At 64.4% G+C, this 16133-nt stretch carries 12 protein-coding genes; 2 read left to right on the top strand and 10 right to left on the bottom strand.

All coding sequences use genetic code 11. From position 1 onward, the window contains the following. Window positions 1-54: 54 nt before the first annotated feature. From Q0974_RS03595 to Q0974_RS03580, 4 genes are all read right to left on the bottom strand, one after another. Window positions 55-732 carry a response regulator transcription factor gene (locus Q0974_RS03595; protein ID WP_299322737.1) on the bottom strand — a complete coding sequence of 226 codons (678 nt, stop codon included), beginning with the start codon at window positions 730-732 and terminating at the stop codon, window positions 55-57. Window positions 733-738: 6 nt separating this feature from the next. Further along, entirely contained in the window at window positions 739-1005 is a 267-nt protein-coding gene (locus tag Q0974_RS03590; RefSeq protein ID WP_299322735.1) for a hypothetical protein, read from the bottom strand. Between the two features lie 312 nt (window positions 1006-1317). Then, complete coding sequence (locus Q0974_RS03585; RefSeq protein ID WP_299322734.1) at window positions 1318-2301, bottom strand: DUF6607 family protein; 984 nt, start codon at window positions 2299-2301, stop codon at window positions 1318-1320. Window positions 2302-2366: 65 nt separating this feature from the next. Beyond that, window positions 2367-4574 (bottom strand): TonB-dependent hemoglobin/transferrin/lactoferrin family receptor, encoded by a 2208-nt coding sequence (locus tag Q0974_RS03580; protein ID WP_299322732.1) that lies wholly within the window; start codon window positions 4572-4574, stop codon window positions 2367-2369. Between the two features lie 198 nt (window positions 4575-4772). Here Q0974_RS03580 and Q0974_RS03575 point away from each other — a divergent pair, with 198 nt between their 5' ends. Both Q0974_RS03575 and Q0974_RS03570 read left to right on the top strand, forming a co-directional pair. Continuing rightward, window positions 4773-6125: a cytochrome P450 gene (locus Q0974_RS03575; RefSeq protein WP_299322730.1), complete on the top strand. Its 1353-nt coding sequence runs from the start codon at window positions 4773-4775 to the stop codon at window positions 6123-6125. 43 nt (window positions 6126-6168) lie between these two features. Further along, on the top strand, window positions 6169-7974 hold the full coding sequence (locus Q0974_RS03570; RefSeq protein ID WP_299322729.1) for an ABC-F family ATP-binding cassette domain-containing protein: 1806 nt from the start codon (window positions 6169-6171) through the stop codon (window positions 7972-7974). On the opposite strand, the gene Q0974_RS03565 is transcribed toward Q0974_RS03570, so the two are convergent. The 6 genes from Q0974_RS03565 to prsK are packed head-to-tail and all read right to left on the bottom strand — an operon-like array spanning window position 7971 to window position 16133. Next, window positions 7971-8555: a glutathione binding-like protein gene (locus Q0974_RS03565; RefSeq protein ID WP_299322727.1), complete on the bottom strand. Its 585-nt coding sequence runs from the start codon at window positions 8553-8555 to the stop codon at window positions 7971-7973. The genes Q0974_RS03570 and Q0974_RS03565 overlap by 4 nt on opposite strands. A 49-nt stretch (window positions 8556-8604) precedes the next feature. After that, window positions 8605-9816, bottom strand: a complete 1212-nt coding sequence (locus Q0974_RS03560; protein WP_299322725.1) for a serine hydrolase — start codon at window positions 9814-9816, stop codon at window positions 8605-8607. A 12-nt stretch (window positions 9817-9828) separates the two neighbouring features. Further along, window positions 9829-10665 carry an ATP-binding protein gene (locus tag Q0974_RS03555; protein WP_299322722.1) on the bottom strand — a complete coding sequence of 279 codons (837 nt, stop codon included), beginning with the start codon at window positions 10663-10665 and terminating at the stop codon, window positions 9829-9831. 37 nt (window positions 10666-10702) lie between these two features. Beyond that, window positions 10703-12664: a tetratricopeptide repeat protein gene (locus tag Q0974_RS03550; protein WP_299322720.1), complete on the bottom strand. Its 1962-nt coding sequence runs from the start codon at window positions 12662-12664 to the stop codon at window positions 10703-10705. Between the two features lie 29 nt (window positions 12665-12693). Continuing rightward, complete coding sequence (gene prsR, locus Q0974_RS03545) at window positions 12694-14052, bottom strand: PEP-CTERM-box response regulator transcription factor (protein ID WP_299322717.1); 1359 nt, start codon at window positions 14050-14052, stop codon at window positions 12694-12696. Next, window positions 14052-16133 (bottom strand): XrtA/PEP-CTERM system histidine kinase PrsK, encoded by a 2082-nt coding sequence (prsK, locus tag Q0974_RS03540; RefSeq protein WP_299322714.1) that lies wholly within the window; start codon window positions 16131-16133, stop codon window positions 14052-14054. The genes prsR and prsK overlap by 1 nt, the downstream gene beginning before the upstream one ends.

Below are 16133 nucleotides of genomic sequence, written 5' to 3'. Positions count from 1 at the left end.
CGGGAGGGGGAGAGGGCTGGTGCGGCGCTCAACCGCTAGGTTGAGTCTGACAAACTATTCAGCTCGCCGCTCGCTCGGGTCTTCGAGGCTGTAGCCCAGCCCCCGGATCGTCGTTATCACCTCGGCGCCGAGCTTCTTGCGGATGCGTGTGACGAACACTTCGATCGTGTTGGAGTCGCGGTCGAAATCCTGGTCGTAGATATGTTCGATCAACTCGGTCCGGCTGACCACCTTGCCCTTATGGTGCATGAGGTAGCTGAGCAGTTTATATTCCTGCGCGGTCAGCTTCACCGGCTCGCCGTCCAGCGTCACCTTGCCCGAGCGGGTGTCGAGGCGGACATCGCCGGCGACGAGCTCGCTCGACGCGTTGCCGGATGCACGGCGGATCAGCGCACGCAGCCGCGCGATCAACTCTTCGGTCTGGAACGGTTTCGCCAGATAATCATCGGCCCCGGCATCGAGCCCGGCGACCTTGTCGGACCATGAGTCCCGCGCCGTGAGCACCAGCACGGGTATCGTAATATCTTCCTTGCGCCAGCGATCGAGCACGGTCAGCCCGTCGATCTCGGGCAGGCCGAGATCGAGCACGATAGCGTCATAGCTTTCAGTGCTTCCGAGAAAATGCCCGTCCTCGCCATCGGTGGCGAGATCGACAGCATAGCCCGCGCCTTCGAGCGTCGCGCGGAGCTGCCGCCCCAAAGTCGGTTCGTCTTCGACAATCAGTACGCGCATGGTTCTTTACCTATCGCTTCGGTTCCGTATCCGGCCCGATCCGGCATCCACTTCAACGCGAATGACCTGACCGTCCCGCATAAAGGTCATGCGATAGGTGTTGCTGCGCTCAAAATAAATAGGGTTGCCCAGATAGTCATAGCCGCGCATCTGCGTGACGACGCGGCGTTCGATGACGCGCAGGGGCATGGCGCGGCCCTGCTGGCGGTTCTCGAACACCATGTCCTGCTCGCTGCGCTGCTGGGCATGCGCTGGCATGGGCGCAGCGATCATCGCCGCGACTCCGAGCGCTAAAGCAAGACGGATTCCCATTGCCATAATGGCTGGCATAGACCGGGGGCATTGAACAACTGGTGAATAACCGAACTGGCTCTGGTTCAGGAAAAACTGTTGCAACTATGCCGCAGCACAACGGGTTCAACAGGCCGTGCTGCCGAAAAAGGGCGCTTCGCGGGACCACGATCCGCGAAGCGCCCCATTGAGCCGGTTATATTTCCCGCAGACGCCCTTCGGAGAGCTGGGAATGGGGGACCGGCCCCTTGCGCCGCCTGTGTGAGGAATGGCGGCGCAATTCTGTCTGGCGGCCTAGTCGCCGCTGCCGCCGAGGATCAGCGCCCGGGCTTCCGCGATCGCCTCGGCCTCATCCTGATCGCCGGCGTTGATTGCGTCGCCGAGGCCGTAGAGCGTCGCGGCATGCGTATTGCCCATATTGGGCTCCTCGGTCAGCGTGATACCGTTATCGGCGCGGATCGCCTCGTCCCAGGCCTGGCGCACGGCGGCCCAATAGGTCTCCGTGTTCGCCCAATAACTGTCAGCAGGCGCGGGATCGTAATCCTCGGTCTTGGCGTAGGTGTTGAGCACTATCTCCTGAACGACCGGGAAGGTCTCGCCATCTTCCTCGCCCATTTTGAGATTATCCTGCCAGTGGATCCAGCCGACCGGCGCGGGCGAATGACGGTTGATCGCGAGATAGCGGTCATAGATCGGATCGCGGATGGCATCGCGCCGGGCGAGCGGCCGCCAGCTCCAGTTCGATTCCCAGCGCGGGACACCGCCCTCGGATGTCCAATGGCCGATGCCGCCATAGCGCGGCGAATCATCGACCTGCCAGACGGTCTGTGACCAAACGCCCTCACGCTCCCCTTCGGGCACGGCGACGAGGTCCCAGCGGCCATTGCCGGCATAGGAGAGATAATCGGCGGGTTCATAGGTCCAGTCCTGCCGCCAATGCTTGACGACCATCGGATTGTCAGAGCTGCCGACAATCAGCAGATGCTGGAGTATGATATGATCGCCCGTGTCTTCGAGAATGCGCACGCTCTCGAAGCCGCCCGACATTTTCTCCTCGAGCGGTGTGTAGTCTGCATGCCAGCTCGTCGTTTCGCGCATATCGAAACTGACGCGATAGTCGCCGGCCATGCCGAGAATCGCGGCGCGTGCGGCTTCGAAATCGGCGCGCTCTTCGGCGCTCATTGCGGCGGTGTCGACTTCTGCGGCAACGGGCGCAAGCGGCGCGACGGTCAGCATGGCGCCGGCCATCAGCATGGCTGTGAAACGGGATGTGGTCATGGTCTTCTTCCTTCTGTGGTTTCGGCCCCTCCTCATAGGGGCCGTCATGGTCAAACTCTTAGGGCCTAGAAGCGCGCGCTCAGCGAGACGCGCACATTGCGGCCGGGTTGGGTGAAGGCGTCGGTGTCCGGTGCGTTCACGCCGAGTCCACGTACGTCCGCCCACCAAGCATATTTCGTATCGAAAATGTTGAACAGGCCTGCGCGCAGCGTGAAATTGTCGGTGATCCGCCAAAATGCCGTTGCGTCGAACACCGTGAAGCTTGCGGGCCGGAAGCATTCCGTTGTGCAGACACCGATCGTATCCTCAAGATCCTTGCGCGCGGCGAAGGTCATAATGGCCTGTGCGCCGAAGCGATTGTTGGGATCGCGCCAGCCCGCGCCGAGCACGATTTCAAGTGGGTTGATCGTCGAGAGCGGGGCGGACGAGCCGTCTGGCTGGATCACGTCGCCCGTCGCCCAGGCGAAGCTCCCATCGATGTCGAAGCCGCCCGGAAAATCGAACGAGAAGCGGCCTTCGATGCCTTCGATATCGACCTCTTCGAGATTGATGAACTGGAAGACGCCGGGATCGCCGGGGCTGAAGGTTCCGGATACGACTTCCTGGCTGATGAAATCGTCATAGCGGCCGATAAAGCCGGTCAGCGAAGCCGAGAAAATGTCGCCGGTATAGCGCACGCCGCCTTCCCAGGTCTCACTGGTTTCGGGATCGAGGTCGGGATTGGGGAGCGAGGTATAGCCGAAGATGAAATTTTCGAAGAACTGATTAACCTGGCTCGGTTCGGGCGCGCGGAAGCCCTGCGCGTAATTGGCATAAATGCTGAAGCCCGAGCCCATATCGACGACCGCGCCGATCCGCGGCGTGAAGCGCGAACCGCTTTGGCCTTCGGGCGTGAAGGTCGGCAGCAACGGATCGGGATCGACGTTGAGATCGTAAAAATCGAAGCGCGCGGCCGGGAAGAAGGTGACAGGGCCCAGTTCGAATTCACCACCGAGGAACAGGCCGCCAAGCGTGAAATCGGTTTCGGGAAAGGCCGCGCTCGGAAATGTCTCGCCGATCGGCGGCACATCGCCGTCGCGCAAACCGGTCTGGTTGGTCACGGAGATATCGCCGCCAAATACGATGCGTTGCCGGACATCGCCATGTCCAAAGGCCAATCTGGCCTCGGCATGCGCGCCATAGACTTCGTTGTTGAACGTGTTGAGCCGCTCCCGGTCGGGCGGGTTGGTCGGTCCGCTGCGATCCTCATCGGCAAATTGCCGGTTCTCGCCATCCTGCCAATAGAGTGCGATCTGCGCATATTCGAATGTGCCTTCGCCCTGGTAGCGCCAGTCGAGGCTCACGCGCGTGCGTTCGATGGTGTCGCGCGCCGTCAGGCTGTCGGTCGTCGCGCCGGTGAAGAAGGAGGTGACGCGGCCGCTCAGCACATCGCTGAATACGAAGCTGTCGAGATATTCGCCGGTCAGCCGGATCGTATGTTCTGGCGATGCCGCGAAGACGATCTTGCCGAGCAGCGCATCGGAACTCGTATCCTGAGGATTGGGCAAGGTGCGCGTCTGGCCGGTGCCGCCGACATCGCCCTCATTGTCCAACTCCTCGCCGTCGCGGCGTGTATAGGCGATCATCGCGGATATGTTGCCCGCGCGGCCCGCAAGGATCGCGGTCTCGGAAAACTCGTCGCTCGCCGAATCATAGGTAAAGCGCCCGAGACCGGCGATATCATTGTCGCCTTCCAGAAAGTCTTCGGGGTCCGATGTGATGAAGCTGACAACGCCCGCCAGACCGTCCGATCCGTACAGCGCCGAGCCGGGGCCGCGCAGCACTTCGAGCGATTTGACGACGCCGATATCGACATAGTCGCCACGCCCGGCCGCCTGTGCGCCGAAGGAGAAACCGTTGGGCGCGCGAATACCGTCGACCTGGATCAGCACGCGATTGCCGCCGATCCCGCGAATATTGATGTCGGCATTGCCATCCCGGCCCGTAGAGCCGAGGGCCGCGCCGAACCGCGCCGGTGCACGGCGCACAGTCACGCCCGGTTCGAAGCGCAGGATATCGCGGATATCGGTGGCGAGCAGGTCGGCAATCTCTTCGTCATCGACCACCGTGACGCTGACCGGAACTTCGCTGGTCAGCAGTGGCTGGCGCGTCGCGGTAACGGTGATGACGGGGCGGCTGGCTGTAGCATCCGCCGTTCCGGAGGCGTTCGCCGGAGAGCTGTATAAGGAAGCGGCAGCTATGACCGCAGAAGACAGCAATATGGTCCGATACACTCAATTCCCCCTACAGGCCACACAGATGATAATGCGAGTGATTCGCAATATTATCTAGAGCCGGCTTTTGGATCGGTCAACGGATAATGTGCTGCGCGGCGAAATTTGTTCGCCTGTGCAGAGAGACAGGCTTGAGGCGGGCGCGCGCGCCAATTAAGCTTTTGTCATGGTTAGCCAATTCTCCGCCGCGCGATCGGGATGACGGGCAGCGCGTTCATCCCGCCCCATCCGCCGCGCACGGCGGAAGCGGCGCCGATCTGGCGGGGCTTTTTCGGCGAGCGGGCGCGCAATTCCGTCTATGGCTGGTCGGAAAAGGCGTTCGAGATCGATCATATCCGGCGGCAGGTGTTCCGCTTCACCGTCCATATCCCGCTCGATCCCGATGCCGTGCAGCGCGTGCTGCAGAGCAATGCCGCCAATTATGCGAAACCCGATATCGTCAAGAAGCTGATCGCGCCGATGATCGGCCGGGGCCTGCTCTCGTCCGACGGCGAGCTCTGGCGCAAGCAGCGGCGGATCGTCGCGGCAAGCTTCACGCCGGGCGCGGTCGAGACGGTCGCGCCGATCTTCGGCGCAGCGGCGGATGTGCAGGCGGCGCACTGGGTCGATGGCGATACCGGCGATATGGCTGCCGAGGCGACAGCGACAACGATGACGATCATCGCCGATACGCTGTTCAGCGGCGATGCGCGGCTCAAAACGCCCGAAGCGATGCGCAATATCGCCGCGTCCCTGAAGGCCGGCGGCGAGGTGCGTGTAACGGCGATCCTCGGTCTGCCGCCGCTCCCATGGAACAAGACGATGCGCGAGGGGCAACGCGCGCAAAAGGCTTTACGCCGGACCTTGGCCGATGTCGTGCGCGATCGCTTTCCCGATGGCGGCGACGACTTTCTTGGGGCTCTGATCCGCGATCTGATCGACCAGTTCGGCCGCGAGGAAGCCCTGCCGCTCGCCGTCGATAATGCCGCGACCTTCTATCTGGCCGGGCATGAAACGACAGCCAATGCCGTGACCTGGACGCTCTACACGCTCTCCGCCCAACCCGATCTGCAGGAGCAGGTCGCCGAAGAGGTGCGCGCGGCGCTGGCCGAAGACGATGCGGCGACTCTCGCGGACCGGGTGCCATTGCTCCGCCGCGTACTCGACGAGACGCTGCGCCTCTACCCGCCCGTTCCGCGCTTCGATCGCCAGGCGATCGGGGAGGACGAATTGAGCGGCACCAGGGTCGAACCCGGCGATATCATTTCGATCTGGCCCTGGGTGCTGCATCGCCACAAGGCGTTGTGGGACGATCCGGACATGTTCGACGCCGACCGCTTCCTGCCGGAAGCCAAGGCCGAGCAGCATCGCTTCCAATATATCCCGTTCGGCGCGGGGTCGCGCATCTGTGTCGGCATGCGCTTTTCGATCGTCGAAGCGCTGACGATCCTTGCGCACTGGCTGGCCGCGTGGCGCTTCGCGCCCGCGCCCGGCCATACCGTCCGCCCGGTCGGCACGGTGACGCTCAAGCCCGAAAACGGGCTACCTCTGGTCCGACACCGGCGGGACTGATTGCGGGCTGGCCGTTCTTCGCCGCGCCGCCTACATGCGCCCGATGGCCGCGCCGCTTCTCTCCTACGAAAATCTCGGGCTCAACCAGGGCACGGGCTGGCTCTTTCGCGGCATCGATATCCATATCGGCGCGCGCGACCGGCTGGCGCTGATCGGCCGTAACGGCACGGGCAAGACGACGCTTTTCCGTCTGCTTGCAGATCAGATCGAGGCGGACGAGGGGCGGCGGACGATCCAGCCAGGCACCAATATCGTGCTGCTCGAGCAGGACCCGGACATGAGCGGGCATGCGACGCTTAAGGACTGGACGCTGGCTGGCGAAGACGCGCCCGCGCCGCATGAGGTGGACGCGATTGCCGGGCAGCTCGGCATCGATCTCACCATCGATCCCGAGACCGCCTCGGGCGGCGAGCGGCGCCGCGCCGCGATTTCGCGCGCATTGGCGCAGGACCCCGATATCCTGCTGCTCGACGAGCCGACCAACCATCTCGACCTCACGGCCATCGACTGGCTCGAAGACTGGCTCGGCCGCTACACGGGCGCGTTCATCGCGATCAGCCACGACCGGACGTTTTTGAAGCGCCTGACCCGCGCGACGCTGTGGCTGGATCGCGGTACTCTGCGCCGCGCCGAGATCGGTTTCGGCGGATACGATGCATGGGTCGAAAAAATCTATGCCGAGGAAGCGAAAGCGGCCGAACGGATAGACGCCAAGCTCAAGATCGAGATGCACTGGCTGCACCGCGGCGTGACCGCACGGCGCAAGCGCAATCAGGGGCGGCTGACCAAGCTCTACGAGATGCGCGAACGGCGCGAACAGATGCTGTCGCCAACCGGCGTCGCCAAGCTCGCGGTCGAGAGCGACGAGGTGAAAACCAAGAGCATCATTGATGCGCGCCGGGTGTCGAAAAGCTATGGCGCCGAAGACGACAGGCGCACGATCATCAACGATTTCACCTTCAAGGTGCAGCGCGGCGACCGGATCGGCATTGTCGGCGCGAACGGGGCGGGCAAGACGACGCTCCTCAAACTGCTCACCGGCGAGATCGAGCCCGATGCCGGGCGGATCAAGCGCGCCAAGACGCTCGATGCGGTGATCATAGATCAGCAGCGCGTACTGATGGAGCCGGACAAGCGGGTCCGCGATGTGCTCAGCGAAGGTAGCGACTGGATCGATGTGCGCGGTACGCCGAAGCGGATCGAGGCCTATCTGAAGGATTTCCTGTTCGATTCGAAACTGACAGACGCGCGGATCGGCACCTTTTCGGGCGGGGAGAAATCGCGGCTGTTGTTGGCGCGCGAATTCGCGAAAATCTCGAACCTGCTCGTGCTCGACGAGCCGACCAACGATCTCGACATGGAAACACTGGACCTCTTGCAGGAGGTGATCGCCGATTATGAGGGCACGGTGCTGATCGTCAGCCATGATCGCGATTTTCTCGACCGCACGGTCACGGTGACGCTGGGCCTCGATGGGTCGGGGAAGGTCGATATTGTGGCGGGCGGTTATGCCGACTGGGAACGCAAGCGCACGCCGCCGGTTGAGAAGCAGACCAACGGGTCCAAGCCGAAATCGAAAGCGCCGCCCCCTCCTCCGCCATCGAAGCCGACCAAGCTCAGCTACAAGGACCAGCGCGATTTCGATCGGCTGCCCGGCGAAATCGAGAAGATCGACGCGGCGATTGCCGAAGCCGAAGCGGCGCTCGCCGATCCCGACCTCTATCAGCGCGACGCGGATCGCTTTCACGTGCTGACACAGGAGATCGAAGACGCCCGCGCCACCCGCGCCGCGCATGAGGAGCGCTGGCTGGAAGTTGCCGAGATGGCGGAAGCGCTGGAGAGCGGCTAGCCCAGCCCCTCGTCGGCCAATGCCTGCTGCACGCTGGCGCGTTCGAGATTGCGCGCCTGATAGGCGTCCAGCTCGGCGGGCAGGTCGATCTTCAATCCCTGCGCCCAGCGCAGCACCACGAACAGATAATTGTCCGCGACGCTCAGCTTACCGCCGACGAGCCAGTCCGCGCCCTCCATCAGCTCGACGGTCAGAGCGAACTGCCCGGCCAGTTTCTCGCGCGCGGCCTGTTTGGCCTCTTCGCTGCCGTTCCAGAAGAGCGGGACGAACTGTTTGTGCAGCTCCGTCCCGATAAAGCCGAGCCAGCCGATCATCGCATATTTGTCTGCGCCCTCGCTCGGTCCGACATCGTAATGGTCGGCGAGATAGGAGAGCACGGCCGGGGCTTCGGTGATGAGACCGGCATCGTCCGTGGCGAGCGCCGGAACATAGCCTTTGGGCGTCACGCTGCGATAATCCGAGCCGTCGGGCAGCAGCTTCTTGCGGATATCGACCTTGATCGCTTCATAGTCGGCGCCGCTTTCGGCGAGGGCGATATGGGCGGCGAGGCTGCAGGCGCCGGGCGAATAATAGAGTTTCATGGGAGTTCGTCCTTTCGATGCTGGGTCAGGTCCGAGATAGTCACTCGATCTAGCGTATCCACGCCCCCGATGCGTTCGAACGATAGCCGAGAATTTCGTACGTCCGGTCGATCAGGCTCTGCCCGCGCTCGTTGAGCATGATGCCCGGGCCCATCTGGTTCATCGTATAGCTGAAGGCGAGGCCGCATTCGGGGTCGGCGAAACCGACCGAACCGCCCGCGCCGACATGGCCGAAGGCGCGCTCGCCGATGATCGCGCTCATCTGCTCGCCGCCCGGATAGGCGCGATTGTCCATCGATTTCATGAAACCCGAAGCGAAGCGCGTGCGGCTCAGCAGCGTGGCATCGATGCCCGTGGCTGCCGAGCAGCGCTCCATGATCGCAAGCTGGTCGGCGGACACGAGCGTCACGCCATTGTGCGATCCGCCATTGGCGAGCGGTGTATACATCGCCACCTGCCCGCGCGCATTGGATATGCCGCCCCCGCCGCCGATCTCGGCGCGATGTCCGTCGGCATCGTTGGGGCCCCAGCCGCCGGTGTTGAGGAAGCTCAGCGCTTGGAGCGAATTCGGTTCGGTCAGCAGTTTGATCGTGAACGGGATCGGCGTTTCCTGCCCCGTCGGCTGGTAGAGCCGGATCGGCGCGATGGGGTGGGGAAAATCTTCAGGGATACCGATCCAGAAATCGCTGCCCAGCGGCTCGGCGACTTCCTCGCGGAAGAACTGCCCGAGGCCCTTGCCGGAAGCGCGCCGTACGAGTTCGCCAACCGTCCAGCCGAAATTGACCATATGATATCCGGCCGTCACGCCCGGCTCCCACCAGGCCTCCTCCTGCTCCATCCGTTCGATCATATAGTCCCAGTCGAGAAAGCCACCCGGCTTCACCGGTTCGCGCAGCGCGGGCACGGCGCTTTGATGGTTGAGCATCATCTGGACGGTGACGCCCTCCTTGCCCTTCTGCGCGAATTCCGGCCAGTAATCGGCGACGGGCCTGTGCAGTTCGAGCTGGCCGCGGTCGATCAGCATATGCGCGCACAATGCGACCGCCGCCTTGGTGCAGGAAAAGACGATGGAGACCGTGTCCTCGCCCCAGTCCGCGCCGGTATCCGGGTCTGCCGACCCGCCCCACAGATCGACCATCGTTTCGCCGTTGACGCTCAGGCAGACCGACGCGCCGACTTCGCCCCGCTCGGCGAAATTGCGCTCGAATTCTTCGCGGACGGCGGCGAATTTATTGTCGGCGGTGCCGTGGACTGTGCTCATATGCGTTCCTTCTCATTTGTCGCGGTTTGTCTCTGCCAAAGACCGGCCAGAGCGCCCAGCCAGTTCAACGATATATTGCCAGGCGACACGGCCCGAGCGGCTGCCCCGGCGGGTCGCCCAGCCGATGGCGTCCGTTTCATCGAAGGCCAGTTCGAAATGGGCCGCATAGGCCTCGATCATCGCCAGATAATCGGCCTGGCTCGCGGCATGAAAACCGAGGCTCAGGCCGAAGCGATCGGATAGCGCAAGGCTGTCGTCGCGCGCGTCGCGCGGGTTCACCGGATCGTCCTGCTCGGCCATCGAGCGCGGCACGATATGGCGGCGGTTGGAGGTGACGTAGAGCCGCATTTTGGCGGGTCGCGCTTCGGCCCCGCCTTCGAGCAGCGAGCGCAGGGCGCGGGCGGCGGCCGCATCGCCGTCGAAGCCGATATCGTCGATAAACAGGATGAAGGCGCGCTCCACTGGCGCGAGCAACGCGAATAACTCTGGCAAGCTGTCGAGCCGGTCGGACGCGACCTCGATCAGCGCGAGATTTTCGCCCTCGGCCTGCAGCGCGGCGACGGCGCTTTTAGCCAGCATCGACTTGCCCGATCCGCGTGCGCCCCAGAGCAATATGTCATGCGCCGCCGCACCCTGCGAGATCCGGCGGCTATTCTCGAGCACCGCCGTTTTCTGCGCATCGATCCCGGTCAGCAGCGCCAAATCGAGCGGCGCGAAATGCTGCGCGACATGAAGCCCGCCCTCGCGCCAGATATAGGCGGGATGGGCAAGCGGATCGGCCGGCTCGCCGAGTGGCGGCGCGATCCGGTCCAGCGCATCGGCGATGCGGGACAGGGTGTCGTCGGTCATGGGGCGCTTGTAGACGCCGAAGCGCGTTTCGCGCCAGTTATGTTTGGCCGGCGCGCGCGGCGGCCAGCCGTTCGGCGATCTGCGGATCGTCCGGTGCGAGGCTTTGCGCCTTTTCGAGCATCGCGATGCCCAATTCCGGATCGCTGCTGCCATCGGCAAGGATCCAGCCGTAAATCTCGCTGGTCGAGGCGTTCATCGGCAGCAGCAGATAGGCGCGGCGGGCAAGCGCGAGCGCGCGGTCCACATCGCCCATCTCGTATCGCGCCCAGGCAAGATTGGCGAGCAACGCCGCGTCGCGGTCGCCGAGGCGCAGGCGCAATTGTTCGAGGATCGCGGCCGCCTGGGTCCAGCGCCCCGCCTGCAGGTTGAGCTGCGCGGAGATCATCGCGGTTGCGATATTGCGCGGGTTTTGTTGCCGGAACAGGCTGAGCACGCGCAACGCCTCTTCCGGCTGTCCGGCACGCTGCAGGGCCTCAAACATGCCGAGCGCGGCACGTTCGGAAAAGCGGATATTCGCTGCGCTCGCATAGGCGGCCGCAGCATCGCCATAGCGGCCGACGGCTCCGAGTGCGTCGCCATAGATAAGATGCGCGTCCGGCGCGCCGAGATTGGCGTTGCGCAGCGTTTCTGCGCGCGCGAGTGCGTCGCCGGTGCGGCCAAGCGCGAGATAGGCGCGGATCAGCTCGACTTCGGCCCGGGCGCCGCCGCCTTGTGCGTCGCGCTGGATCAGCGCCAGAGCCGCGGCGTCTTCGGGCGGCGCGCCGAGCGGCGTCAGGCCGCTGCGCATGGGCCGGGCCGCGCGGCTCAGATAGAGCGTGGCGCGTTCGAAATCGCCTTCGCGTTCCCAGGCGCGCCCGACCAGGGTCAGCACATAGCTATCGGCATCGGGGCGGTCGGCGAGCGGGCCCAGCGCGGCGATCACGGCGGGCATATCGCCGGCATGGAATTTCGCCGCGCCGAGCAGACGGGTCGCCGTCCGGTTGGCCGGCTGGAATTCGAGCAGGCGCTCGAGCCGCCGGATCGCCGCCTCGTAATTCTGTTCGCCATAATCGATCGTCGCCTGCAGCAGCATCATCGACGGCTGGCCATCGAGCATGCCGCCCGTCAGCGAGACGATGCGCCGGGCGAGCGGGAAATCGCGCGCCCGCGCTGCAAGCACCGCCTGCAGATAGAGCGCGCGCGGATTGCCGGTATCGAGGGCGAGCACGTCGCGCGTCGTATCCAGCATGTCGCGCATCCGGCCGATCTCGCCGAGCGTCGCCGCGCGTTCGAGCAGGGCCGGAATGTGGCGGTCGTCGATCTCGAGCACGCGATCGAACCAGGCGAGGCTAGCGACCAGACCATATTGATCGCGCGCCATCCGGCCCTTGAGGATCAGCGCATCGATATCGGCCGGATCGAGCCGCAGCGCTTCGTCGACTGCCTCGATGGCCCCGGCCTGTTCGCCGGTCGTCAGTCGGAAACGCGCGATATCGAGCCAGAGCCCGGCGCTTTCAGGATCGTTCTCGATCGCGATGTTGAAGGCTTCGGCCGCGGCCTGGATCTGCCCGAGCTGCTGGAAGGCACGCCCGCGGATGCGCGCGGCTTCGCCGAAAAATTCGGGATCAATTTCGGCATTTTCGGTTTCGGCCAGCGCGGCGTCGGCTTCGCCCATGAGCAGCATCGCCTCGGCCATCAGGTGGCGGGTGCGTTCGGGCGGCACGCCGGCATTGCGCGCTCGCTCGACCGTCCCGCGCGCGGCCGTTCCGTCGCCGAGCGCGAGCTGGCTGCGTGCGAGCAGCCGCCATGCGGCTTCGTCGCCGGGCGCGTGGTCGACGGCGTTCATCGCCTCGACCCGGGCGGCCCGATGATTGCCGCTGGCTTCGAAGGCCTCGGCGCGGGCCAGGGCGCCGGCCGGATCGCTGCCGCGCAACGAAACGATCATGACGAGCACAAGGACGACCGCCACGCCGCCGCCCAGCCAGAGCAAGGCGCGGCGCGGGATGGCCGGCAGCTTCAACCGGAACCTGCGTTTGCGCCGCCGCCGGCTCATGGGCTCAGATCATATTGTTTGAGCAGATCGTAGAGTGTCGGGCGACTGATCCCGAGCAGCTTGGCCGCCTGCGAGATATTATTCTCCGCGCGCGACAGGGCGAGCCGGATCGCCTTGCGGTCGGCGATTTCGCGCGCGGCCTTCAGGTTCAGCGGTTCGTCATCCGCGCTGTCCTCGAAATCGAGATCGGTGGCCGTCACCAGCTTGCCATCGGCCATGATGGCTGCGCGTTTGACCCGATTTTCGAGCTCGCGGACATTGCCCGGCCAGTTCCAGCCTTCGATCGCGGCCAGCGCTTCGGGGCTATAGCCCTTGACCGCCGAGTTCATCTCGCCGGCATATTTGCGCAGGAAGTGGCGGGCCAAGAGCGTCGGATCGCCGGGCCGTTCGGCGAGTGCGGGAATCGTGACGACGATTTCGGCGAGCCGGTAATAGAGATCGTCGCGAAAACTTTTCTCGGCGATCATCGCGTCGAGATCCTGGTGCGTCGCGCAGACGATCCGCACATCGACCGGAATCGTCTTGCGTCCACCGATCCGCTCGACCACGCGCTCCTGCAGGAAGCGCAGGAGCTTCACCTGCAAGGGCAGCGGAATGTCGCCCACTTCGTCGAGAAACAGCGTGCCGCCCTCGGCCAGTTCGATCTTGCCCTCGGTGGTTTTGACCGCGCCGGTGAACGCGCCCTTCTCATAGCCGAACAGTTCGGCTTCGAGCAGATTTTCCGGAATCGCCGCGCAGTTGATCGCGACGAACGGCTTGTCGGCGCGCGGGCTTTCGTCGTGCAGGCCACGCGCGAGCAATTCCTTGCCGGTGCCCGAGGCGCCGAGCAGCATGACCGAGACATCAGCCGATGCGACGCGCTCAATGGTGCGCGCGACCTTGAGCATTTCCGGCGCGGCGGTGATCATGCCGCCGAGCACGGTTTGATCCGCCCCGGTGCGGCTCGCGAGCCGCTCATTTTCGCGTTCGATCGCATGGAGCTGAAATGCCCGGGCTACGATCAGGCCGAGCTCGTCGATATCGACCGGCTTCTGGTAGAAATCATAGGCACCGCTCGAAATGGCGCGTAAGGCGCTTTCCCGCGCGCCATGGCCCGAAGCGATGATCACCTTGGTATCGGGCTTTAGCGTCTGGATCGCTTCGAGCGTCGCAAAGCCCTCGCTCGTTCCGTCCGGATCGGGCGGCAGGCCGAGGTCGAGCGTGACGACCGCGGGCTCGTGCTGACGAAACATATCGATCGCCGTCTCGCGGTCGCCGGCGATCACGACGTCATAGTCTTCATAGGCCCAGCGCAATTGCCGCTGCAGGCCTTCGTCATCTTCGACGATCAGAAGCACGGGTTTGGTATCAGCCATCAGGCGATCTCCCGATCGGTTTCGGCATCCGCCGTCGCGGCAGGCAGGGTGATGGTGAAGCGCGTGCCTTCGCCCTTTCGGCTATCGACATCGATCCGGCCGCCCATTTCTAAGACGAGCGAGCGCGCTTCGAAGGCGCCGATCCCGAAGCCGCCGGTTTTTGACGAATTGAACGGCTGGAACAGTTTTTCGCGAACGAAATCCTTGTCCATGCCCGCGCCATTATCCTCGATCGCAATCCAGGCCTCGTCGTCATCGCCGCCCACAACCAGCCATATCGGCGTTTCGGCCGGGCTCGCGTCGATTGCATTCTGCACGAGATGGGTGAGCGCCGTTTCGAGCCGGACGGGATCGGCCATGGCATGGCATTCGGGGCCGCCGACGATGCGGATCGGATGCGCCTGACCCTTCTGCCCGGCAATCTGTTCGGCCATCTTGCGCAGACCCAGCGGGCGCGGCGCCTCGCTGCGGGCGCGGTCCTTGGGCGCGAGACGGGCCAGAAGATCGTTCATCTTGCCCACCGAATCCTGCAGCGTCGCGACCATATCGGCACGGAATTCCGGATTGTCGGCATGGCGCTCCGCATTGCGCGCGACGAGGCTCAGCTGGCTCACCAGATTCTTGATATCGTGCAGGATGAAAGCGAAGCGCCGGTTGAACTCGTCGAAACGGCGGGCCTCGGCCAGCGCATCTTGGCTGCGTGCTTCAGCGAGATAGCTAGCGGCCTGCCGACCCGCGATGCGCAGCAGATCGAGATCCTCCCAGTCGAGCGTGCGATCGACCTTGGGCCGCTTCAGCAGCACCGCGCCGGCGAGCCGGTCGCGATGGATGAGCGGCGCGAGCGCCCAGGCGTCCGCCTCGTCGAGCATCCAATGCGGGACGAGCGTTGCGATCGCCTCCGGATCGCCATGCTCGCCGCGCCGCAGCGGGTCGAGTTCAACAATATGGCCGCTCGTGCCGAGCCAGTCGCCGAGCGCGCCGTCTTCGGTCGGTTCGGCGCTTTCGAAATCGTCCCAGTTCCAGCGGGCGCCGGGTCGAAGGCTGTTGTCGTCCTGCGGAATGAGCAGCAGCCCGCCCTGCGCTTCGGTGATCTCGCCGAGCGCCTGCACCACCCGCGCATCGAGCGGGTCCGCGCCGCTGCCTGGGCGGGCCAAGGTATGGTTGAACCGGATCCATTCCGCGCGATAGTCGTAGCGATGTTCGAACAGATGCTTGGCGACCTTGACGCGCAGCCAGCCGCGCACGCGTTTCGACGGCAGCAATATGATGGCGCCGGCAGAGAAGAGGAAAACGAGCGCGACCTGGACGAGCGCCGCGCTGTTGCCGGCGACCATATCGATGATCCGCGTCGCGACGAACATGGCGAGGAAATAGCCGCCGATCGCGAGCAGCGAGAGCGAGCGGAAGGTGACCTTGCGCGAAAGTTTGAGTTTGGAATCGGTGTTGCGGCGAGCCGCGAGCAGGAAGGTCGGGACGAGGCCGATCATCAGCGCGCCGCGCACCGCGAGCAATTCGACCGGCGGTCGTCCGGTCAGCCAGGCGAAGGTGTAGAGGTTGAGATCGTACACCCACATCGCGGCTATCGCGATCATGGTGAGCCGGATGCCCCAGCGCGTTTCGGGAGTCGCCGCCGAATAGAGCGCATGGACGAGCAGCAAGGCGCCGATGGTGAAACACAGATCGAGGATCACCGTGCTTTCCGCGGCAAAGGCCTGCACGGCGGCGCTGTCCGGCAACAGGCTGAGCATGCCGTTGGTGAGAATCTGCATCAGCGCGACGGCGAACAGCGCAACATAGATCAGCCCGACGAACGGCCGGCGATCCTCGCCGAGGCCGCGGCGCAGCAGCACGAACATGAAGGTCAGAAAGCCAAGATTGCGCGCCGTCTCGCCAAGGCTGGCGGCGATGGAGCCCGGCCCAAAGGCGGCGGCCAGCCCCGCCCAGATAGCGGTGAGCAGGAAAGCGATGGCAAGGATCGTCTTCCCCGATTGGGCTTCGCGATTGGCGAACTGCCAGATCGCGAGCAGCCCGAACAGGATGGCCGCGATTCCGTGGCCCCAGATGCCGGCCGTTTCGATCAT

This window comes from Parasphingopyxis sp. (assembly GCF_028279465.1).
Taxonomy (GTDB): Bacteria; Pseudomonadota; Alphaproteobacteria; order Sphingomonadales; family Sphingomonadaceae; genus Parasphingopyxis.
Note: the sequence above shows the minus strand (reverse complement) of the source record. Positions and strands in the feature narration are given on the sequence as shown.

Excerpts from the sequence above, each read along its gene's own strand:
- Q0974_RS03595 (WP_299322737.1), bottom strand. The coding sequence starts at position 732 with ATGCGCGTACTGATTGTCGAAGACGAACCGACTTTGGGGCGGCAGCTC.
- Q0974_RS03590 (WP_299322735.1), bottom strand. The coding sequence starts at position 1,005 with ATGATCGCTGCGCCCATGCCAGCGCATGCCCAGCAGCGCAGCGAGCAG.
- Q0974_RS03585 (WP_299322734.1), bottom strand. The coding sequence starts at position 2,301 with ATGACCACATCCCGTTTCACAGCCATGCTGATGGCCGGCGCCATGCTG.
- Q0974_RS03575 (WP_299322730.1), top strand. The coding sequence starts at position 4,773 with ATGACGGGCAGCGCGTTCATCCCGCCCCATCCGCCGCGCACGGCGGAA.
- Q0974_RS03570 (WP_299322729.1), top strand. The coding sequence starts at position 6,169 with ATGGCCGCGCCGCTTCTCTCCTACGAAAATCTCGGGCTCAACCAGGGC.
- Q0974_RS03565 (WP_299322727.1), bottom strand. The coding sequence starts at position 8,555 with ATGAAACTCTATTATTCGCCCGGCGCCTGCAGCCTCGCCGCCCATATC.
- Q0974_RS03560 (WP_299322725.1), bottom strand. The coding sequence starts at position 9,816 with ATGAGCACAGTCCACGGCACCGCCGACAATAAATTCGCCGCCGTCCGC.
- Q0974_RS03555 (WP_299322722.1), bottom strand. The coding sequence starts at position 10,665 with ATGACCGACGACACCCTGTCCCGCATCGCCGATGCGCTGGACCGGATC.
- prsR (WP_299322717.1), bottom strand. The coding sequence starts at position 14,052 with ATGGCTGATACCAAACCCGTGCTTCTGATCGTCGAAGATGACGAAGGC.
- prsK (WP_299322714.1), bottom strand. The coding sequence starts at position 16,133 with ATGATCGAAACGGCCGGCATCTGGGGCCACGGAATCGCGGCCATCCTG.